Annotated in this window: 16 protein-coding genes and 3 pseudogenes; 17 read left to right on the forward strand and 2 right to left on the reverse strand. The window is 38.3% G+C overall.

Features of this window, described 5'->3' with window-relative positions:
* Positions 1–5 precede the first annotated feature (5 nt).
* A complete protein-coding gene (locus MKP09_RS09435) occupies positions 6–1,073 on the reverse strand; it encodes a sensor histidine kinase (RefSeq protein WP_240827464.1) in 1,068 nt (355 codons plus the stop codon).
* Positions 1,074–1,263: 190 nt separating this feature from the next.
* Here MKP09_RS09435 and dxs point away from each other — a divergent pair, with 190 nt between their 5' ends.
* From dxs to MKP09_RS09510, 14 genes and pseudogenes are all read left to right on the forward strand, one after another.
* Positions 1,264–3,192 carry a 1-deoxy-D-xylulose-5-phosphate synthase gene (dxs, locus tag MKP09_RS09440; RefSeq protein ID WP_262915178.1) on the forward strand — a complete coding sequence of 643 codons (1,929 nt, stop codon included), beginning with the start codon at positions 1,264–1,266 and terminating at the stop codon, positions 3,190–3,192.
* Positions 3,193–3,552: 360 nt separating this feature from the next.
* A complete protein-coding gene (locus MKP09_RS09445; protein WP_240827466.1) occupies positions 3,553–4,827 on the forward strand; it encodes a Gfo/Idh/MocA family protein in 1,275 nt (424 codons plus the stop codon).
* A 286-nt stretch (positions 4,828–5,113) separates the two neighbouring features.
* Positions 5,114–6,117 (forward strand): annotated as a pseudogene (gene trpS / locus MKP09_RS09450) (tryptophan--tRNA ligase).
* 162 nt (positions 6,118–6,279) lie between these two features.
* Positions 6,280–6,839 (forward strand): annotated as a pseudogene (locus MKP09_RS09455) (deoxynucleoside kinase).
* A gap of 234 nt (positions 6,840–7,073) precedes the next feature.
* Positions 7,074–7,415 (forward strand): aminopeptidase P N-terminal domain-containing protein, encoded by a 342-nt coding sequence (locus tag MKP09_RS09460; RefSeq protein ID WP_240827467.1) that lies wholly within the window; start codon positions 7,074–7,076, stop codon positions 7,413–7,415.
* The gene (locus MKP09_RS09465; RefSeq protein ID WP_240827468.1) at positions 7,409–8,362 is read left to right on the forward strand and encodes a M24 family metallopeptidase; all 954 of its coding nucleotides are present in this window, start codon (positions 7,409–7,411) and stop codon (positions 8,360–8,362) included. Before MKP09_RS09460 ends, MKP09_RS09465 begins: the two co-directional genes overlap by 7 nt.
* A 65-nt stretch (positions 8,363–8,427) precedes the next feature.
* A complete protein-coding gene (locus MKP09_RS09470; protein ID WP_240827469.1) occupies positions 8,428–8,580 on the forward strand; it encodes a hypothetical protein in 153 nt (50 codons plus the stop codon).
* A complete protein-coding gene (locus MKP09_RS09480; RefSeq protein ID WP_317235283.1) occupies positions 8,550–9,098 on the forward strand; it encodes a CDP-alcohol phosphatidyltransferase family protein in 549 nt (182 codons plus the stop codon). Before MKP09_RS09470 ends, MKP09_RS09480 begins: the two co-directional genes overlap by 31 nt.
* A 76-nt stretch (positions 9,099–9,174) precedes the next feature.
* Positions 9,175–9,420: a phosphoribosylformylglycinamidine synthase subunit PurS gene (gene purS / locus MKP09_RS09485; RefSeq protein WP_240827471.1), complete on the forward strand. Its 246-nt coding sequence runs from the start codon at positions 9,175–9,177 to the stop codon at positions 9,418–9,420.
* Between the two features lie 188 nt (positions 9,421–9,608).
* Positions 9,609–10,046 (forward strand): 16S rRNA (cytidine(1402)-2'-O)-methyltransferase, encoded by a 438-nt coding sequence (gene rsmI / locus MKP09_RS09490; RefSeq protein ID WP_240827472.1) that lies wholly within the window; start codon positions 9,609–9,611, stop codon positions 10,044–10,046.
* A complete protein-coding gene (locus MKP09_RS09495) occupies positions 10,031–10,270 on the forward strand; it encodes a hypothetical protein (protein WP_240827473.1) in 240 nt (79 codons plus the stop codon). Before rsmI ends, MKP09_RS09495 begins: the two co-directional genes overlap by 16 nt.
* 241 nt (positions 10,271–10,511) lie before the next feature.
* Entirely contained in the window at positions 10,512–11,426 is a 915-nt protein-coding gene (locus tag MKP09_RS09500; RefSeq protein ID WP_240827481.1) for a gluzincin family metallopeptidase, read from the forward strand.
* Positions 11,427–11,452: 26 nt separating this feature from the next.
* Positions 11,453–11,764 carry a hypothetical protein gene (locus MKP09_RS09505; protein WP_240827482.1) on the forward strand — a complete coding sequence of 104 codons (312 nt, stop codon included), beginning with the start codon at positions 11,453–11,455 and terminating at the stop codon, positions 11,762–11,764.
* The gene (locus tag MKP09_RS09510) at positions 11,734–12,342 is read left to right on the forward strand and encodes a hypothetical protein (RefSeq protein ID WP_240827485.1); all 609 of its coding nucleotides are present in this window, start codon (positions 11,734–11,736) and stop codon (positions 12,340–12,342) included. The genes MKP09_RS09505 and MKP09_RS09510 overlap by 31 nt, the downstream gene beginning before the upstream one ends.
* 179 nt (positions 12,343–12,521) lie before the next feature.
* Here the strand turns inward: MKP09_RS09510 and htpG are convergent.
* Positions 12,522–14,407: pseudogene (htpG, locus tag MKP09_RS09515) on the reverse strand (molecular chaperone HtpG).
* Between the two features lie 276 nt (positions 14,408–14,683).
* Between htpG and MKP09_RS09520 the strand changes: the two are divergent.
* The 3 genes from MKP09_RS09520 to MKP09_RS09530 all read left to right on the forward strand — a co-directional run bounded on the left by MKP09_RS09520 (position 14,684) and on the right by MKP09_RS09530 (position 16,174).
* Positions 14,684–15,046, forward strand: coding sequence for a cupin domain-containing protein (locus tag MKP09_RS09520; RefSeq protein WP_240827486.1), 363 nt, complete (start codon positions 14,684–14,686; stop codon positions 15,044–15,046).
* Between the two features lie 292 nt (positions 15,047–15,338).
* On the forward strand, positions 15,339–15,926 hold the full coding sequence (locus tag MKP09_RS09525) for a mechanosensitive ion channel family protein (RefSeq protein ID WP_240827487.1): 588 nt from the start codon (positions 15,339–15,341) through the stop codon (positions 15,924–15,926).
* Positions 15,917–16,174, forward strand: coding sequence for a mechanosensitive ion channel family protein (locus MKP09_RS09530; RefSeq protein ID WP_240827488.1), 258 nt, complete (start codon positions 15,917–15,919; stop codon positions 16,172–16,174). The genes MKP09_RS09525 and MKP09_RS09530 overlap by 10 nt, the downstream gene beginning before the upstream one ends.
* Positions 16,175–16,183: the final 9 nt, after the last annotated feature.

A 16,183-nucleotide genomic window follows, 5' to 3' on the forward strand; every position in this document is an offset into this window, starting at 1 on the left:
AATAGTTATAAAATCAATGGAAGTTTTAAACGAGCAGTAACTTTGTTTGGTGAAGATTGTAAAATCTCAAAATCAGCATTATCTCCATACATCAATTTCAGTCGTTCAAGAATACTTTTAATTCCAAAACCTCCGCCTTGTTGTTGTTCTTTTAGTTTCCCGGTATTTTCTACAGTAAGCACTAAAATATGATCATCCATTTCCGATATTAACTTTACCACACCTCCGTTTACTTCCTCGCTGATGCCATGTTTAATGGCATTTTCTACCAGCATTTGAAGCATCATTGGTGGCACTGGTTGTCCAGTAGTTTTTTCATCGATTTCATATTCAATAACCAACCGGTCTTCAAAACGCATTTGCTCTAATGCAAGATAATCTTTTATGATATTTAATTCATCTGTCAGCGGCACGGTTTCCGACTTATCAATATTGATACTGCTTCGCAGGATATTGCTCAATTCGGTAATAGCTGTTCTGGCTCTTTGGGGATTTTCATCAACCATTGCTCGAATGCCGTTCAAAGCATTGAATATAAAATGCGGATTAATATGTGTCTTTATTGTTTTTAATTCTAATTCTTTGATATGAGATTTTAGCTTGAGAGTATCAATTTGCTCTTTCTGTGCTGCAATTATATAATGATATACAAAGTAAATTGCGCTCCATGGTGTGAAAAATATAACCCAGGCTAGTGCATTATTCAATATCATGAGGAGTAATGATTTATTAAAAATCATTTTCTCAGCTTTAATAATAAGTCCGAGTCGTTTATAAACAATCAACTCAATAATTCCTGTCAAAAAAGAGGTTAACAACATTAGCAGCAGAATTAATGCTATTTGGACAGATATTTTCTTGTTAAACACCCCCATTTTTAAAATTGCAATGCGCAGGAAATGTGTCATAACAAGGCCAAGGAGGGCAAAGCCAGCCGCTCGTTGAATAATGATCAGGCGTTCTTCGGGGATGTTCAGTCGGTCTACAGACCAGGCTCCAAAAATATGCCACAAAAAGAAACAACCCCAGCCAAATAGCTGAAGAAGCCAGTAATGTTTTTTACCAAGGATCATACACAAATCTAAGTATTCAAAGGAAAGATTTTATTTATAAATTATCAGTGGTTTGCAATACTTATGAACGGGTTTGCAAGTTGATAGGTTTATAAGTTGAAGTGCTGATAAGAGGAGTTTCCTATAAACCTGTCAACTTGTGAACTTTTCAACTTTTCAACTTACTTTTGCTTCATAATTATATCTCTGAATGACTATTACGCCAGGTCCACTACTACAAAATGTCAATAATCCTGAGGATTTGAAAAAGATCCCGATGGAACAGTTACATGAGTTTTGTGAAGAACTCAGGCAATATATTATTGATGTGGTAAGCGTTCATGGGGGACATTTTGCTGCCAGTCTTGGCGTAGTGGAGTTAACAACTGCTTTGCATTATGTTTACAACACTCCTTACGATCAGTTGGTTTGGGACGTAGGCCATCAAGCTTACGGACATAAAATAATTACTGGTAGAAAAGACAATTTTGAAACCAACAGAAAGTATAAAGGGTTAAGCGGTTTCCCTAAAAGGTCAGAGAGTGAGTATGATACTTTTGGAGTAGGGCATTCGTCCACATCAATTTCTGCAGCTTTAGGAATGGCCATGGCTGCTAAATATAAAGGAGAAGAAGATCGTAAAGTAGTTGCAGTTATTGGGGATGGTTCAATGACTGCGGGTATGGCTTTTGAAGCGATGAATCATGCTGGCGTAGCTAACACAGACATGCTGATCGTTTTAAATGATAACGGCATCGGTATCGACCCCAACGTTGGTGCATTAAAAGAATATCTGACAGATATTACTATTTCTCCAACCTACAATAAAATAAAAGATGATGTATGGAAGGCGTTGGGTAAGTTGCCTGTAGGTAAAAAGTTTAGCCGCAGCATGGCGCATAAACTTACCGAAGGCATTAAAGGAATGGTAAGCAGTAGCGCTAATTTATTTGAAGCACTAAAGCTGCGTTATTTTGGCCCAATCGACGGACATAATATTAGCAAGCTGGTTGATACGTTAAATGACCTGAAAAGTATTCCCGGTCCCAAGATCCTACATATTATTACAACAAAAGGGAAAGGATATGCGCTGGCTGAAAAAGATCAAACCAAGTGGCACGCACCTGGCCTTTTTGATAAAGTAACCGGCGAGATTTATAAAAAGAAATTTGATACACCACAGGCACCTAAATACCAGGATGTATTTGGCAAAACCATTATTGAGCTTGCTAAGCAGAATGATAAAATATTTGGTATAACGCCGGCCATGCCTTCAGGTTCTTCACTAAAATACATGATGGAAGAAATGCCGGACAGAGCTTTCGATGTAGGTATTTGCGAACAACACGCAGCTACATTAAGCGCCGGTATGGCTACTCAAGGGTTGAGAGTATTTTGTAATATCTATTCTTCTTTCATGCAAAGAGCGTATGACCAGGTGGTGCATGATATTGCGATTCAAAAATTGCCTGTGGTTCTTTGTCTTGACAGAGCCGGGCTAGTTGGTGATGATGGTCCAACCCATCATGGTTGTTATGATATTGCTTATTTCCGTTGCATTCCAAATATGATTGTAAGCTCGCCGATGAACGAAGCAGAATTGCGTAATTTGATGTACACGGCGCAGTTAGAATCAACTCAGTTTCCTTTTATAATACGTTATCCGCGTGGTGAAGGAATGATGCCTGAATGGCAAACACCGATGCAACAAGTTGAAATTGGAAAAGGCAGAAAATTGAAAGACGGGCAGAGTATTGCGATTCTTTCTTTCGGCCATCCGGGGAATTTTGCAGCGGCGGCTATTCGAGATGTTAAGCATGATGGATTAAATCCGGCACATTATGATATGCGCTTTGCAAAGCCTTTAGATGAAGCATTGCTACATGAGGCTTTGAGTAATTATGATAAAATAATAACCGTTGAAGATGGAACAGTTGTAGGCGGTTTTGGAACGGCGATATTAGAGTTTATGGCGCAGCACGGTTATAAAAATGAGATTAAGATATTAGGTATACCCGACAGATTAGTAGAACATGGCACGCCAAAAGAATTACATCGCGAATGTGGTTACGATGCTGAAGGTATTGCAAATACGATCCGGTCTTTAATGGCTGTGAAAGTGTCTGTTTCTGTTCACTAAAAAGTACTGATATTTATTTTGTATATCCCCGTTGTTAAAACGGGGATTTTTTTAATTATGATAGCTTTGTTGGAATTTTAATTTTTGATTAAAGAAATGCAATAGGTGTTCCTGTTAATTCACTAATCGAATCCTGATTCACGCAATTGCGCCGAATATGTTGGATGAGGTATACTCTGCTGATAAAAAGTGCGACGCAAGACCGATGCTACATATTTACTGCCGATTCAATAAAAAATTCATATTCTTTCCGTTGCTTTTGATGAAGAACATAATAATATTTGTTATTATTGTAACCGATTTCATTCGATATTGATTTTGCCCACGATTGTTATAAAACTTACTTAATTCAAATAGCATATGAATAGAAAGAAATTCTTATCCCAAACTGCAATGGGTGTAGCTGCTTTTACCATTATTCCGAGAAATGTTTTAGGTGGAAAAGGTTATGTTGCTCCAAGTGATCGGATTGCGCTAGGTTATATAGGCCTGGGGCGTCAAAGTCTTGGACTGTTGGGAAATATCAATAAATGTAAAGAAACAATTGTGCTCGCTGCATGTGATGTAGACAAAAGAAAACTGGAGCGTTTCGTTGGTCATGCTGAAAAGGAAAATGAGTCAAAAGTAAAAACGGCGGTGAAAGGCTATGCTATGTACCGGGAGCTCTTAGATCGTAAGGACATTGATGCGGTAGTAATTGCAACACCCGATCATTGGCATGCACAAATAGTAGTTGATGCAGCTAAAGCCGGTAAGGATATATATTGTGAAAAACCTTTATCCTTAACTATTGCGGAGGGTCGTGCAATGGTGGACGCAACACGGAAACACAAACGTGTTTTTCAAACCGGCAGCATGCAGCGTTCCTGGGCTTCGTTTAGAAAAGCGGTTGAACTTATCAGGAATGGCTACATTGGAAATGTAAAAGAAGTTAATGTATCTGTTGGACCACCACCAAAGGAAAATGATTTCCCTATAGTTGATGCTCCTGATTATATTGATTGGGATATGTGGATTGGCCCTTCGGCTTACAATGGATATAGTCCCGTTTTGGCTAATCCGATTGGAGCAACTGAGTGGGCGCTGTGGCGTGAATACCGGAATTTTGGCGGAGGATATGTTACTGATTGGGGCGCGCACATGTTCGACATTGTGCAGTGGGCATTAGATAAAGATCATTCAGGACCTGTTCGCTTTGTTCCGCCGTCTACACCTGCAACAACGGGTTGCTATTTTGAGTATGATAATGGAATAAAAGTTACGCATACTAAATGGGGTGAAGGGAATGCAATTCAATTTATCGGCGATGAAGGAACCCTGGAAGTGAGCCGAAGCTTTTTAAGGTCGAAACCTGAAAATATAGTCAATCTTGATATTAAGGCAACTGATAAACACGTATATAAAAGTGATGATCATTATCAGGATTGGATTGATGCAGTAAAGAAACGTAGCAAGCCTATTTGTGATGTAGAAATCGGACATCGAACCGCAAGTGTGTGTAATGCCATGAACATTGCTTATTTGTTGCAACGCCCGCTTAACTGGAATCCCAGAAGAGAAACATTTAATGATGATGACGCCGATAAGTTGCGTTCAAGAATCTATCGCGGAAATTGGGATTTTACTAAGTTTTAATAATGAACTTGTTTAAACTTTTTGAATAAAACACATAGATACATAGCATTTGCTTCGTTTTAGGATATATAACATCCGCCGAAGGCGGAACATAGCCTCCGGCAAATAACGATTATGTGTATTTATGTCTCCTGTTTATCGTAAGATCTATGTTACTATGTGGTGAAAAATAAGTTTAAACAACTCCAATAACAGTTTCTTTCAACCATGATTTTTGAGGAAGGCATTAAAAAAGCTTCCTGCATAGAAACATAAATTCTCAAATTACCTTTTATCTTCGCGCTCTATGAGCAACGAAAAAGAAATTGTGGTAAGTGGCGTGCGTCCTACCGGTAATTTGCATTTGGGTAATTATTTTGGTGCTTTGCGCAATTACGTAAAAATGCAGGATGAATATAATTGCTATTTTTTATAGCTAATCTTCATTCGCTTACAACCCACCCTGATACAAAAGAACTTAAAGAAAATGTACTGCATGTTGTTTCAGAATATCTGGCATGTGGTTTAGATCCAAATAAAGTGATCTTATATTGCCAAAGCGATTTACCCCAAACTGCAGAACTCTATTTGTTTCTTAATATGATGGCATATAAAGGTGAGTTGGAAAAAACAACAACCTTTAAAGATAAAGTACGTTTACAACCAGAGAATGTAAATGCCGGATTGCTGACATACCCTGTTTTAATGGCAGCTGATATATTGATACATCGCGCCAAGTTGGTTCCTGTCGGTAAAGATCAGGAGCAACATCTTGAAATGACACGCACATTTGCCAATCGTTTCAACCATAGGTATGGCGATGTTTTTCCAGAAGCGAAAGCTTTTAATTTTGGAGCACAATTATTAAAAGTTCCCAGTCTTGACGGTGCTGGAAAAATGAGTAAAAGCGAAAATCAGTACGCTACTATTTATTTATCGGATGATGATGAATTGATCCGTAAAAAAATAATGAAAGCCAAAACCGACGCAGGTCCTACAGAATCGAACAGTGCTAAACCTGATTACATTGAAAATGTTTTCGACTTGATGAAATTGGTAAGCCAACAAGATGTGATCGAAAAATTTGAAGCAGATTACAACAACTGTAATATCAGATACGGTGATATGAAGAAGCAACTCGCTGAAGATATGGTGAAATATATTGCTCCCATACGACAAAGAGCCAGCGACATTCGCGCAAATACAGCAGATCTTAATATTATTTTAAAAGTAGGCGCTCAAAAAGCGGCCGAAAGTGCAGATAGAACAATTAGTGAAGTGCGTAAAGCGATGGGCTTAAAATATTTTTAGAACATTAAGAAAAGAGTTACTATTTTCAAGCTTTAAACATCTTGCTTATAAGTCAAGGCTTATAGCATTAAGCACACTTGCACAATGGCGAAGTCAAAATTGAAACCCAAACATATTGCTATAGCCGGAAACATCGGCGCCGGAAAAACTACATTGACTCAAATGTTGGCAAAGCATTATAAATGGATCCCCAATTTTGAAGATGTTGATCACAATCCTTATTTAATGGACTTTTACGAGGACATGCCTCGTTGGAGTTTTAATCTTCAGGTTTACTTTTTACACGCCGTTTAAAACAGTTGCTTGATATTCAAAATGGAACTGAAACGATTATTCAAGACCGTACCATTTATGAAGATGCCAATATTTTTGCACCCAATCTGCACGAAATGGGCTTGATGAGCAAACGTGATTTTGATAATTATTTTGAGTTCTTTCAAACACTTAAAAAAATGGTTAAGCCACCAGATTTGCTTATTTATCTAAATGCTTCTGTGCCTACTCTAGTAGGACAAATACAAAAACGAGGAAGGGAATACGAAGAAAATATTCGCCTCGATTATTTAAAACGCCTGAACGAATTTTACAATAAATGGATCGGCGCTTATAAAGAAGGTCCGTTATTAGTAATCGATGTAGACAAGAATAAGTTTGGTGAGAATGAAGAACATCTTGGAGAAATCATTGCTAAAATAGATTCCACACTTTACGGATTATTTTAGGGGTTGTCAGCATCAAAGCTACTATCAGCTATTAACTAACCCTCTGCCAGGTGACGGATCCAAGCGTCGCTTTTCGCTTCTATCGGGTAATCCACCATTTTATTATATATCCTGGCTGCTCGTTAATATTGCAAATTGCATTTTACCATCTCTTTTATATTTTACAATTAATTTGGTGTCAGGTACTATTGTAAGTGTTAAGTTTGCAGCATAATATCAAATCAGACATCTTAAATGAAATACCTGCCATTAAATCCTAAATTGTTCATTAACAACCGGGATCGTTTTGTAAAGAAAATGCAGAAAAATTCCATCGCTATTTTTGTTGCGAATGATGAAATACCTCACAATGCCGATGCATTATATAAATATAAACCCAGCAGTTCACTTTTCTGGTTAACGGGCATTCGCCAGGAAGAATCTATGCTGATTCTTTTTCCAGACAATCCCGATCCAAAATATCGCGAAGTGCTGGTATTAGTTCGTCCAAACGAAGTAAAAGAAAAATGGGATGGTAAACGGTTAAAAGCATCCGAAGCCACAGCTATCAACGGTATTAAAACAATAGTTTGTTAGACGCTTTGCCTGCATTGTTTCAGGCATGGATGCATGCTGCGGAAAATGTTTATCTTGATTCTAACGAACACGATCGTAAGGGTTCGTGGCTGGAAACCGCACAGACACGTTACATAAAACATATTCAGGAACGCTACCCGTTACACCATTGTTTACGGGCTGCGCCCATTTTGCATGAATTACGCGCTGTAAAAACACCTTATGAAGTTGAAGTGGTGCAGAAGGCAATTGATATTACTGAAAATGCTTTTCGCAGGTTGCTGCAGTTTATTAAACCCGGTGTTTGGGAACATGAAATTGAAGCAGAAATTGCCCATTCGTTTTTAAGCCAGCGCGCTACAGGCGAGGGCTACAACAGCATTATTGCCAGCGGCGATAACGCACGTGTGCTGCATTATATTTTCAATAACAACCAATGTAAGGATGGTGAATTAATACTAATGGACTTTGGCGCTGAGTACGGTGGTTATAATGCCGATCTTACGCGCACCGTTCCGGTAAATGGTAAATTTACAAAGCGACAAAAAGAAGTTTACAACGCCTGTTTGCACGTGCATCGGTATGCTGCAAGCATTTTAAAGCCGGGGATAACTATTGCCGATTATCATGAAAAAGTAGGCGACGAGCTGACAAAGCAATATATAAAAATAGGATTGCTTACAAAAGCTGATATAAAAAATGAAGACCCTCAAAACAGGGCATACAGAAAATATACTTATCATGGCATTTCGCATCATTTAGGTGTAGATGTGCATGATTTAGGTCCTTTTCGCACGCCTTTAAAAGCCGGCATGTTATTAACGATTGAACCCGGAATTTATATTGAAGAAGAAAACATGGGCATCCGCATTGAAAATAATTTCTGGCTTACAAAAAACGGTAACATCGATTTAATGAAAAATATTCCGATCGAAGCAGATGATATTGAGAGATTAATGAAGCGGTGAATAGTGAATGGTTAATAGGCAATTATGCTATTGACCATTGACCATTGACCATTGACTTATTCAACATGAAACAAATCCCCAATCTTTTTACTTTACTAAACCTTGTGTTTGGCTGCATCGCCATCATTTATATTTTTAAAGATGATGGATTGCTGTTTACAAGCGAACCTGGTTTGTTTTCGATGGGATTGATGATCGCCGGTGTCTATATTTTTTAGCAGCTGTTGTTGATTTTTTAGATGGATTTGTAGCAAGATTATTCAACGCAACTTCCGAAATGGGCGCGCAGCTTGACTCTTTGGCCGATGCAGTCACTTTTGGTGTAGCGCCGGGAATGATCATGTATCGTTTATTACAATTAGCGCTTACAAAAAATAGTATGCCGGTTGAAAATATCTGGTATTTGCTTCCTGCAATTTTATTGCCTTGTTGCGCGGTTTGGAGGCTGGCAAAATTTAATCTCGATAAAGAACAAATATTTTATTTCAAAGGAGTACCAACACCGGCCGCTGGTTTAGCAATAGCGTCTTTGCCGTTTGTTTTAAATAATAATACCGGAAATGTAGAGCAGTGGCTGCATAATCCTTACGTTCTGTATGGAATAATAGCTGTTGTTTCTTTTTTAATGGTCTCCAACATTCCGTTAATTAGTTTGAAGTTCAAAAATTTCAGTGTAAAAAGCAATACAGATAAATTCATATTATTACTAATCGCTATTTTGTCCATTATTTTTTAAAATGGTTAGCCGTTCCGGTAATATTTGTGGCTTATGTTCTCGTATCTTTGATGTTTAAGCCGAATAAAGTTTAATTATGTCTTATACAGTTCAGGTAGTTATAATGCCTTTAAAAGAGTTATTAGATCCGCAGGGAAAAGCCGTAAAAGGTGGATTAGAAAATCTGGGATTAAAGAATGTTTCAGATGTTCGCGTAGGCAAAAATATCACGTTGCAGGTTGATGCGGAAAATGCCGAAGCAGCCAAAGCGGTAGGAGAAGAGGCAGCCAAAAAATTACTGGCTAATGCTGTAATGGAATATTTTGAAGTAACTGTATTGTAGATTTTTTATTGACCCGGCTGTAGAATATATGGCATCGGTCTTGCGTCGCACTCTTGTGCTGTAGAACGTAGCTCAACAATGTACGATATTAGATGTACGATGCACGTCTCAAAAAGTAAACGTATATCGTCAACCGTACATCATACACGGCTGTCATCTAACAACTGTCAACTCTCAACTTCTTCTCCATGCTCTATCTCGTTCCCACACCTATTGGTAATTTAAAAGATATTACATTAAGGGCTTTGGAAGTGCTTAAAGAAGTTGATGTTATTTTGGCGGAAGACACGCGCACTACATCGCATTTACTCAATCACTATCAGATATCCAAACCACTTTCTCCGTATCATCAGCACAACGAACATAAAATTGTAGAGCATTTAGTACAGCAATTATCAGCCGGAAAAACAATGGCATTGGTAACCGACGCGGGAACGCCCGGCATTTCTGATCCTGCATTTTTATTAGTTCGTGCCTGCGTGCAGAATGATATTGAAGTGCAAAGTCTGCCAGGCGCAACAGCATTTGTGCCTGCACTTGTCAACAGCGGCTTACCCACTAACAGTTTTTGTTTTGAAGGATTTCTTCCTCAGAAAAAGGCCGCCACACAATGTTGGAAAAATTAAAGCAAGAAGAACGGACCATGATCTTTTATGAATCGCCTATGCGATTGGTAAAAACATTGAGCGATTTGGCGCAATATTTTGGAGTAGAAAGGCGCTGTAGCGTAAGCCGTGAACTCACCAAAATGTTTGAAGAGAATAAACGTGGCACTTTGCAGGAAGTAGCTGAATATTTTTCTCAAAAAACAGTAAAGGGCGAAATTGTGATTGTTGTGGAAGGTGCATAATATTGTGTTATCGACTCCGAAGGAGTCAAATGTAAATAGCCGAATGCGAAGCTTCCGGTGTTTGCGAAGAATATATAGGTTGAGCTAAGTGCAAAAGTACAAGAGTGCGACGCAACAAAGATGACAAATGCACTATGTTGATAAAATAATAAAGATAAAGTCGCTAATCATGCGGCTTTTGTCGTGTTAAAGCACATCCGCTTATATTTGTACTTATCATTTCATGTTTAAGGATATTATTATGATTAAAAGAATGTTTGCATTTACGGCAGCAGTTTTATTTTCTACTTTATCTTTTTCGCAAAACGGTTACTGGCAACAGCAGGTTAAGTATGCGATGGATATTGATATGAATGTGGAAACGAATCGCTTTGCCGGAATACAGAAATTAGAATATTGGAACAATTCACCGGATACATTAAAAAAGGTTTTTTATCATTTATACTGGAATGCTTTTCAACCGGGAAGTATGATGGATAACCGCAGCCGCCGCCAGGGCACTGTCAATATTGGAGGAAGACCCGATTGGGATCCGCGTGTAAAAGATCGTATTCAAAATTTGAAGCCAGATGAAATAGGTTATCAAAAGATAAAATCGCTGAAGCTGAATGGCGTTCCGCAAAAGTTTGAAGAACAGGAAACCATATTAATGGTGCCGCTTACTAAAGCGATATTACCCGGACAAAAAGTGACTTTTGATATGGAATTTGAAGCGCAGGTTCCTTTGCAGATCAGGCGTAGCGGGCGCGATAATCCAACGACAAAAGTTCGCTATTCTATGAGCCAATGGTATCCGCGTATTTGTGCTTATGACAAAGAAGGCTGGCATCCTACACCTTATGTGGGGCGTGAGTTTTACGGGCCTTTTGGAACTTTTGATGTGAATATTAAGATTGACAGTAAGTATATTTTAGGCGGAACTGGTTACCTGAAAAATGCTAATGAAATAGGGTATGGTTATGAAGCTGCCGGAGTAAAAGTTAACAAACCCAAAACCGAAAAACTTACCTGGAAATTTACCGCAGATAATGTACACGATTTTATGTGGGCTGCCGATCCGGAGTTTATTCATCAATCTAAAAAAATAATAGACGGCATTACATTGCATCTTTTATATAAGCCGGTAAAGGACCGGAAGAATGGGAGAACATTTTAACGCTGGCTGAAAAAGCCTACCCTTTTATGAAGAAGACTTTTGGTGCTTATCCGTATAAACAATATTCATTTATAACTGGCGGTGATGGTGGTATGGAATATCCAATGGCGACTTTATTAGCCAGTCCGGGTGCCTGGTTGCATGAATGGTTTCATAGCTGGTATCAGGGTGTGATTGCAACTAATGAAAGCATGTATCCGTGGATGGACGAGGGTTTCACAACCTATGCCGAACAAAGAACCGATGCCTGGCTTAAGGGCGATACAGCTTCTTTCCCCAAAAAGATAGTTATCTTTCTTATTTTGGTTTGGTGCGTAGCGGATTGGAAGAACCTTTAAATACACATGCCGATCATTTCAATACCAATTATGCATATAGCGTGGCGAGCTATTCTAAAGGCTCTATTTTTATGGAGCAGTTGGGTTATATAGTAGGGGCGCAGGTGCGCGACAAAGTATTGTTGGAATATGATACGAAATGGAAGTTCAAACATCCTAACATTAATGATTTGATTCGTTTAAGCGAAAAAGTAAGTGGATTGAAATTGGACTGGTACCAGGAGTTTTGGGTAAATAGTACCAAAACCATTGATTATGCGATTGACAGCGTATGGGAACAAAATGGTAAAACGAATATCCGTTTACGAAATGAGGACTTGATGCCAATGCCAATTGATCTTGTTATAACTACAAAAAATGGTAGTCAGGAACTTCATCATATTCCATTGGATTTAATGTATGGAAGTAAACCCGCCGAAGGCCCGATAAAAAGAACAGAGCATCCTGCATGGCATTGGACAAGCCCGACTTATACCATTAATACTGATTTAAAATTGTCTGAAATTTCTCAAATTGAAATTGATCCAACAAAAAGAATGGCAGATGTTGAGCAAGCCAACAATGTTCGGCTATTTTAATTTAATTATATTTCGCTCAACGAAGGCAACGAATACCAAAGTGAACAACGTTAATCAGTTAAATCAAGCTTTTGGTTTGTACTCGCCCGTATGAAATAAATTTTTTAAAGCACCTTTTTAAAAATTATTGATATAAAAAACCGGGTACAACCCGGCTTTTTTATATCAAATCAGCAATCTCAAATCATCTTCACACTTCTTTCCACAAAAGAAGTTAGCTCCGCACCAGTCAACATTCCTTGCGCTAATAAAGCCAGATCGAAAGCCTGTTGCGCCAATGCTTTTTGTGCATCGCTATTGCTTTCTGAAAGAATTTTTGTAGCTAAAGGATGATTGGCGTTCACCGCTACTTTGTATTTATCGGGCATCGAGCCATAAAAGCTCATGCCGCCACCCATTGCAGCCATATCTTTCATGCGGCGCATAAATTCATCCATTGTAACCGTTACTGGCATTGCATCAGCAGAAAGGTTTTCAACGCTCACTTCCATGCCAGGTTTAGTAATGGCTTCTTTAAAAACTGTTTCAAGATTTTTTGTTTGTTCTTCACTTAAAACGCTATCTATTTTTTCATCTTTATCGATGAGCTTATCAATCACATCAGCGTCTACACGTTTGATCTGCGTTTTCTCCAAATCACGTTCCAGGTGACTCACAAAGTGATTATCCAGCGGGCCATCCAGCAACAATACATCATAACCCTTTTTCTCAGCTGCGCTGATATAACCGTGTTGTTTATCCGCATTATTCGAATACAGATAAATAACATTTCCGTCTTTATCAGTTTGTGCTGCGGCTACTTTTTCGCTGTATTCAGCCAATGTAGAAAACTCTTTCTTAACATTGCCAAGCAACACAAAATCTTTGGCACGATCGGCAAATTTTGGTTCGCTTACAATGCCATATTTAACAAACACACCAATGTCGTTCCACTTTTCTTCATAGCTTTTTCTATCGGCTTTAAATAATTCAGATAATTTGTCTGCTACTTTTTTAGTGATGTGTGCATTGATCTTTTTACATTTCCATCGGCTTGTAAAAACGAACGCGACACGTTCAACGGAATATCCGGCGAGTCAATAACGCCATGCAACAACATCAAAAATTCAGGAACAATATCTTTTACATCATCTGTAATAAATACCTGGCGACTGAACAGTTTTATTTTATTGCGCTGTATTTCCACATCATTTTTGATTTTAGGAAAATACAATACACCCGTAAGATTGAAAGGATAATCAACATTTAAATGAATCCAAAACAAAGGATCTTCGCTAAAAGGATACAACTCTTTATAAAAACTTAAATAATCTTCGTCTTTCAGTTCCGACGGAGCTTTCGTCCAGATAGGTTTTACTGTATTGATAATATTGGGAACCTCAACTTCTTTATATTTTGGCTTGCCTTCTTCATCTTCTCCGTCAGGTTCGCTTTCTTTTTTAGTTCCAAATTGCACCGGTACCGGAAGAAATTTGGCATACTTATCTAAAATAGATTGCAGTTTATATTCTTCCAGAAAATCTGTATTCTCATCATTAATATAAAGAATAATATCTGTTCCACGCTCGCTGCGGCTGCCTTCGCTTAATTCAAATGTTGTACTTCCGTCACAAATCCATTGTGCAGGTTCAGCACCTTGCTGATAACTTAAAGTTTGAATTTCAACTTTATTGGCAACCATAAAGGCAGAGTAAAATCCCAGACCAAATTGGCCGATAATTTCATTTGCATCTTTGGCTTCTTTAAACTTTTCCAAAAATTCGCTGGCTCCCGAAAAAGCCACCTGGTTAATATATTTTTTGATTTCTTCCGCCGTCATTCCAATCCCGTTATCGGAAATAGTAATGGTTTTGGCTTCTTTATCTAATTTTATTTGCACTAGTGGATCGCCCAGCTCACCATTGAATTGCCCCAATGAAACGAGGCGTTTGGCTTTTTGAGTAGCATCAACCGCATTGGAAACCAATTCACGAAGAAAAATTTCATGATCGCTGTATAAAAACTTTTTAATGATGGGAAAGATATTCTCTGTGTGAATCGATATAGTACCTTTTTCCTGAACCATATATATAATAATTTTTTTCTCTTTTTCATCAAATTTGGTACCGTCATTCTTAAAAGGTCAGATTGTCAGATTAGGTGCAGTTTTTTCATTTTTTGCTGAATATTTTTATTAACCCTGCTGTTGAATAGGTGGCATCTTAGTTGCGTCGCACTTTTTATCGTCCCGATTATATGGCAGCCTGCGTATTCTACGCCAATGTCCGAACCAGGATTTATAGGATGATAAGATTAACGGGATTTTTTGAAACATGAAACATGAAACCCGAAACCTGAAACTTTGAATCACATTCCTTTCTATCTTAGCGGCATGAACAATATTTTCTTTCAGATAAACAAAGATATTCCCTGGCAAGATTTGGGAAATGGTGTTGAGCGTCAGCTTTTTGGTTACGATGATAAGATCATGATGGTAAAGGTAAGGTTTCAGGAAGGCGCAGTAGGAGCTGTGCACCAGCATCCGCATGTGCAGGTAAGTTATGTAGAAAGCGGCCAGTTTGAATTAATAGGCGACGAAGTGAGAATGCTTTCCAAAGGCGACGGTTATTTTGTTCCACCAAATATATTGCATGGATGTGTTTGCAAAGAAGCTGGCGTATTAGTAGATACATTTACGCCATTAAGAGAAGATTTTATTGTTTAAACATTTTTATTTATCGATCTTGTTTAAACTTATTTTCACCACATTAGATACATAGGTTAAACAGGAAACATAAAAACACATAATCGTTCATTTACCGGAAGCTATGTCCGCCTGAGGCGGATACTATATAACTCAAACGAAGTAAATACAATGTATCTATGTGTTTTATTAAAAAGTCTAAACAAGTTCATCGAATAAGTATGTGGATTGGTGTTTCAATTTTGCCAATTCATCGAAAACCATAAAAGCGCGGCTTTTCTAATTTCTATTTTTAGAAAAAATTAAGCCGCTCATGATACTACTACAATTAGAGAACGCCACCAACCAGGCGTCCTATCTGCTCGCTAAAGCCAAAGACATGGCTATCGAATATGCACCCAAATTGATTGGCGCTATTCTTATTTATCTCGTTGGTTCCTGGATCATAAAGAAATTATCAGGTGCAATCGAAAGAATGCTTACAAGGCACAATTATGATCCATCGTTAAAAACCTTTTTATCTTCCTTACTTCGCGGATTACTTACTGTTTTGCTTCTGCTTGCTGTATTCCAAAAAATCGGAATGGAGATCACCTCTTTCGCTGCCATATTAGCGGGTGTAGGACTTGGTATTGGCGCTGCTTTAAACGGATCAATGGGCAACTTTGCCGGAGGTGTAATGATGTTATTATTTAAGCCGTTTAAAGTTGGCGATCTGATTGAAGCACAAACCCAGATAGGTACCGTACTTGAGCAGGGAATTTTTAACACGATTATTCTTACACCAGATAACAAGACAGTCATTTTACCAAATGGTCCGCTATCTACCGGAACTATTAGTAATTATACAACGCATGGCAATCTAAGAGTCGATGTAAAGATGCTATCGCGTTGGATATAGATATTGAAAAAGCACGACAAGTGGCCGTTGCAGCTATGAAAACACACCCCAAAGTTCTGGACACTCCATCGCCTGAAGTCAGCGTATTGGAAATTGCTAACGGTATGGTAGTTTTAGCAATCAGGCCTTACACTACGCAGGCTGATTATTGGGACGTCCTTTTTGGCGTTCAGGAATTAGTAAAAAATGCCTGGGACGCAAATGGTATTGAAGCTCCAATACCTCATAGAGTGATCATTAACAAATAGAATTTGCTT

The sequence above is a fragment of the Paraniabella ginsengisoli genome, from assembly GCF_022513635.1.
Lineage (GTDB): Bacteria > Bacteroidota > Bacteroidia > Chitinophagales > Chitinophagaceae > Niabella > Niabella ginsengisoli.

What these genes read in the sequence shown, in the direction of transcription:
- MKP09_RS09435 (WP_240827464.1), bottom strand. Translation starts at nt 1,073, where the DNA reads ATGATCCTTGGTAAAAAACATTACTGGCTTCTTCAGCTATTTGGCTGG.
- dxs (WP_262915178.1), top strand. Translation starts at nt 1,264, where the DNA reads ATGACTATTACGCCAGGTCCACTACTACAAAATGTCAATAATCCTGAG.
- MKP09_RS09445 (WP_240827466.1), top strand. Translation starts at nt 3,553, where the DNA reads ATGAATAGAAAGAAATTCTTATCCCAAACTGCAATGGGTGTAGCTGCT.
- MKP09_RS09460 (WP_240827467.1), top strand. Translation starts at nt 7,074, where the DNA reads ATGAAATACCTGCCATTAAATCCTAAATTGTTCATTAACAACCGGGAT.
- MKP09_RS09470 (WP_240827469.1), top strand. Translation starts at nt 8,428, where the DNA reads ATGAAACAAATCCCCAATCTTTTTACTTTACTAAACCTTGTGTTTGGC.
- purS (WP_240827471.1), top strand. Translation starts at nt 9,175, where the DNA reads ATGTCTTATACAGTTCAGGTAGTTATAATGCCTTTAAAAGAGTTATTA.
- rsmI (WP_240827472.1), top strand. Translation starts at nt 9,609, where the DNA reads ATGCTCTATCTCGTTCCCACACCTATTGGTAATTTAAAAGATATTACA.
- MKP09_RS09495 (WP_240827473.1), top strand. Translation starts at nt 10,031, where the DNA reads ATGTTGGAAAAATTAAAGCAAGAAGAACGGACCATGATCTTTTATGAA.
- MKP09_RS09500 (WP_240827481.1), top strand. Translation starts at nt 10,512, where the DNA reads ATGATTAAAAGAATGTTTGCATTTACGGCAGCAGTTTTATTTTCTACT.
- MKP09_RS09505 (WP_240827482.1), top strand. Translation starts at nt 11,453, where the DNA reads ATGAAGAAGACTTTTGGTGCTTATCCGTATAAACAATATTCATTTATA.
- MKP09_RS09525 (WP_240827487.1), top strand. Translation starts at nt 15,339, where the DNA reads ATGATACTACTACAATTAGAGAACGCCACCAACCAGGCGTCCTATCTG.